The organism is Paracidovorax anthurii, assembly GCF_003269065.1.
Taxonomy (GTDB): Bacteria; Pseudomonadota; Gammaproteobacteria; order Burkholderiales; family Burkholderiaceae_C; genus Paracidovorax; species Paracidovorax anthurii.
Window position 1 is genome coordinate 1 of the sequence record NZ_QLTA01000115.1, and the last position, 2,884, is coordinate 2,884.

Annotated in this window: 4 protein-coding genes; 2 read left to right on the forward strand and 2 right to left on the reverse strand. The window is 62.9% G+C overall.

Annotated elements, in window-relative coordinates; all coding sequences use genetic code 11:
- A partial coding sequence (locus AX018_RS24385; protein ID WP_111882825.1) for an amino acid ABC transporter permease occupies nucleotides 1-527 on the forward strand: 527 nt, incomplete at its 5' end.
- A complete protein-coding gene (locus AX018_RS24390) occupies nucleotides 514-1,314 on the forward strand; it encodes an amino acid ABC transporter ATP-binding protein (RefSeq protein ID WP_111882822.1) in 801 nt (266 codons plus the stop codon). The genes AX018_RS24385 and AX018_RS24390, both read left to right, overlap by 14 nt.
- 55 nt (nucleotides 1,315-1,369) lie before the next feature.
- Here AX018_RS24390 and AX018_RS24395 read toward each other — a convergent pair whose 3' ends face one another.
- Together AX018_RS24395 and AX018_RS24400 are read right to left on the reverse strand one after the other, a co-directional pair.
- The gene (locus AX018_RS24395; RefSeq protein WP_111882823.1) at nucleotides 1,370-1,882 is read right to left on the reverse strand and encodes a hypothetical protein; all 513 of its coding nucleotides are present in this window, start codon (nucleotides 1,880-1,882) and stop codon (nucleotides 1,370-1,372) included.
- The gene (locus AX018_RS24400) at nucleotides 1,879-2,712 is read right to left on the reverse strand and encodes a hypothetical protein (protein ID WP_111882824.1); all 834 of its coding nucleotides are present in this window, start codon (nucleotides 2,710-2,712) and stop codon (nucleotides 1,879-1,881) included. Before AX018_RS24400 ends, AX018_RS24395 begins: the two co-directional genes overlap by 4 nt.
- Between the last annotated feature and the right edge of the window lie 172 nt (nucleotides 2,713-2,884).

The following is a 2,884-nucleotide window of genomic DNA, read 5'->3' on the forward strand; positions in this document are numbered from 1 at the left end:
CTGTCGATGCAGGCAGTCATCGCTGCATTGATCGCCCCTTCGCTCAACAACAGACCTGCCTGCGGCTGAAAACAGGATTGTTCAGGGCGGACTACTTCGGGCTGGCGCTGCTGGGGTTCGACGTGTCGGCATGGACTTCGGCGGCCGTGGCCCTCACGCTCTACACCAGCGCCTTCCTCACCGAGATCTGGCGCGGCTGCGTGGCCGCCGTGCCGCGCGGGCAGTGGGAGGCCTCGGGCAGCCTGGCGCTCTCCTTCGGCGAGCAGCTGCGCCACGTGATCCTGCCGCAGGCCGCGCGCCTGGCCACCGCGCCCACCGTGGGCTTCCTGGTGCAGGTCATCAAGGGCACGGCGCTGGCCTCGGTGATCGGCTTCGTGGAGCTCACCAAGGCCGGCGGAATGATCGCCAACACCACCTTCCAGCCCTTCACCGTGTTCGCCTGCGTGGCGCTCTTCTACTTCGCGCTGTGCTTCCCCGTGAGCCTGGCCGCGCAACGCCTCGAAAGGAAATTCCATGGCCGTCGCTGATTCCGCCGCCGTCGCATCCACCGCCCCCGTCCCCGCGCCGGCGGCCCCGGGCCGGGCCATCGTGCAGATCACCGCGCTGCGCAAGTCCTACGGCAGCAACGAGGTGCTCAGGGGCATCGACCTCGACGTGCAGCCCGGCGAAGTCATCGCCATCATCGGCAAGAGCGGCTCGGGCAAAAGCACCCTGCTGCGCTGCATCAACGGCCTGGAGGTGTTCCAGGACGGCGCCCTCACCGTCGATGGCAAGCCCCTGCTGCACGAAAGCGCCATGGCCATGCGCGCGCTGCGCCAGCGCGTGGGCATGATCTTCCAGGGCTTCAACCTCTTCCCGCACCTCTCGGTGGGCCGCAACGTGATGCTCGCGCCCACGCTGGTCAAGCAGCGCTCGCGCAAGGATGCGGCCGAGCAGGCGCGCCAGCTCCTGGCGCGCGTGGGCCTGGCCGAGAAGTTCGACGCCATGCCCGAGCAGCTCTCGGGCGGCCAGCAGCAGCGCGTGGCCATCGCCCGCGCGCTCGCCATGGAGCCCGCCGTGCTGCTGTGCGACGAGATCACCTCGGCGCTGGACCCCGAACTCGTGGGCGAGGTGCTGCGCGTGGTGGAAGGCCTCGCGCGCGAGGGCATGACCCTGCTCATGGTCACGCACGAAATGGCCTTCGCCCGCAAGGTAAGCAGCCGCGTGATCTTCATGCACCAGGGCCGCGTGCACGAGATGGGCCCGCCGGCGGAACTTTTCGGCAATCCGCGGACGCCGGAGCTGCGGCAGTTTCTGTCGTCGTTGAACGATTGAGGCGGTGCCGCGCTGCCCCTTCAGGCCGGATATTCCGGGCAAGGGGCGGCGGACCTCAGGGAAATCGCTGCGGAGTGACGAGATAGTGGATGGCCATGCCCATGGCCATTGCGAGGAACAGGATGAAGGCCCGCGGCGAGTGGCGCCAGCCCGCGGTGAATCGCACCAGAGAGGCGTTGCGCAATCCGAGCGCCAGCACCGGAAGGGCCAGGGCGCTGCAGATCAGCCAAAGCATGCAGAACCCGCCAAGACGCCCCCAGCCCACCTGCAGCCTGGCGCCGGAGACGATCGCGGTGAAGAACAGCACGAACCCCCACGACGCCACGGCAGCGATGATCCTCGTCGTCGGGGTTTTTGTGCCCGATGCGCCCGACAGCAGTTGGTGGAGCAGGAAGAGCACGCTGGCGAGCAAGGGCGGAACGAGCACCAGCGAGAAAGCCGGAGAGAAGTCGCCGAGCACTCCCACGGCAATGTATGACAGGGGCGTCAGCAGCAGCCCCGTGATGAGCGAGGCCAGGCCATATGCGCCCATGTGCCGAAGCGTCTCGGTGGCAGGGAGAAGGGTCATAGGGCCGGGGCTTCGTACGTGCGATTCAGAACGACTCGCGTGACCAATGGAGGATAGGCCAACTGGTGTTGGAGTTGCCACCAGGCGGTGATTCCTACGCCCGCTGGCGACGACAGGAATCCGTCCGATAGCGAACCGTATTCATTCAGATCATCGTCATCCAGGCCAAAGACATCATAGAAAACGAATTTCAGGGTCAGGGCATATTCCTTCTTTTCGCTGTCATAGGCGTAATGGGTGGCGATCACATATACATACTGAATACCGTTGATCATCAGCCCGAGACCATTATGGTAATCGCGGGTCGAGAAGAGCGTGCTTCCAATATTCAAGGCGGGAACGCCGATGTTGACAGGCATCCGGACCTTCTTGATATCCCAGCCGGCATCCATGAGCGACTGATGAATACGATGGTGATCAGACGATTTATGCGGAGAATTCGGGGCGGATAGGATCGCGCTGCAAAAGTAATTGATGTTGGAGTGCGAGTTGACGGCCGTGTTCAGGTGGTTGTCGTCGAAGTAACTGACGTCCCGGCGATCTTCACACAAGAATTCCGTGAACAATCGCTTTGCCATTCCCGTTCTCTCGCCCTTGGCAAAGATGTCCAGGAGTTTGAGCATCTTGGGCCTCAGTTCCTGCGCGGTATTGCCAACGTTGTGACCCCGTGGTGCGCTTGAGCGACAGCCGTACGTGATGTCCTGTCCGTAAAGCGGAGGGCTCATCGCCGGGATATGGAGGCTGTCTGGGAAGGGATGTTTTGGGGTCAGGTATTTGTCCTTGGCGATGGCAATGACCAGAGGGGGATTGAGCGGAGAGGCGGGTTTCATCTTCCGAAATACAGAACCTCATGAGTGAGTGGGGAATGTATAGAGGTCTTGCCTCTATTGACCATTTCCAATCCCATGAGGCTTTGTTGCACAAATCAGTTCGAAGACGGCATAGCCCCAACCCCAGACGGATTTATGCCATGGCGGCCACCAGAACGGTTTGAGGACGACC

Coding starts and splice junctions, on each gene's coding strand:
- AX018_RS24400 (WP_111882824.1), bottom strand. CDS start 2,712: ATGAAACCCGCCTCTCCGCTCAATCCCCCTCTGGTCATTGCCATCGCC.
- AX018_RS24390 (WP_111882822.1), top strand. CDS start 514: ATGGCCGTCGCTGATTCCGCCGCCGTCGCATCCACCGCCCCCGTCCCC.
- AX018_RS24395 (WP_111882823.1), bottom strand. CDS start 1,882: ATGACCCTTCTCCCTGCCACCGAGACGCTTCGGCACATGGGCGCATAT.